This window comes from Prevotellamassilia timonensis, from assembly GCF_021531665.1.
In the GTDB taxonomy this organism is placed as follows: Bacteria; Bacteroidota; Bacteroidia; order Bacteroidales; family Bacteroidaceae; genus Alloprevotella.
Genome location: NZ_JADYUH010000144.1, coordinates 1 through 521, shown reverse-complemented (window position 1 = coordinate 521; position 521 = coordinate 1). Strand labels below are relative to the sequence as shown.

Annotated in this window: 1 pseudogene; it reads right to left on the bottom strand. The window is 59.9% G+C overall.

What is annotated here, in order from left to right:
* Nucleotides 1-521 (bottom strand): annotated as a pseudogene (locus I6E40_RS10690) (virulence-associated E family protein); the annotation flags it as partial.

The following is a 521-nucleotide window of genomic DNA, read 5'->3' as shown; positions in this document are numbered from 1 at the left end:
CCATGGAATCTTGCTCGCTGAGCCAGCCCTTCACCGCACCGCGCAGCCAGCGGCGGAAAACGCGCTGCCAGAGATCGTCACGGGAGACGCGCGCCGCCAACTCGCCGACGCGGTCGCGACCGTCCCACTCGGGCAGGGAGGTGAGATAGGCACGCAGGGGGTGGAACTCGGGCACGTCCTCGGACAAGAGATAGGCGTCGATGCTGCTGCGGAAGCAGTTGGGATAGGTCTGCTGCACACTGCGCACGATGGAATTGTGGGCACGCACGCTCATGGGTTTCAACCGTGCCTCGGGGTCTTTCCTGTTCCGCACCTCGGGGTGCTGCGTCATGACGTTGAATCGTACTTCCCAATTCTTAAGTACCTCATCTTCCACTTGTTGCGGGGTGACGTATTTAACGCCGGCGTTGGTTTTCGCGTCGGCGTTTTCGTCCGCTTTTGCGTTGTCGTTTTGGAAAAACTCGCTGAGGACGCTGAGTGCTTCGCTCGTTTTGGGCGAGAGGAACATCTGCATCATCTTG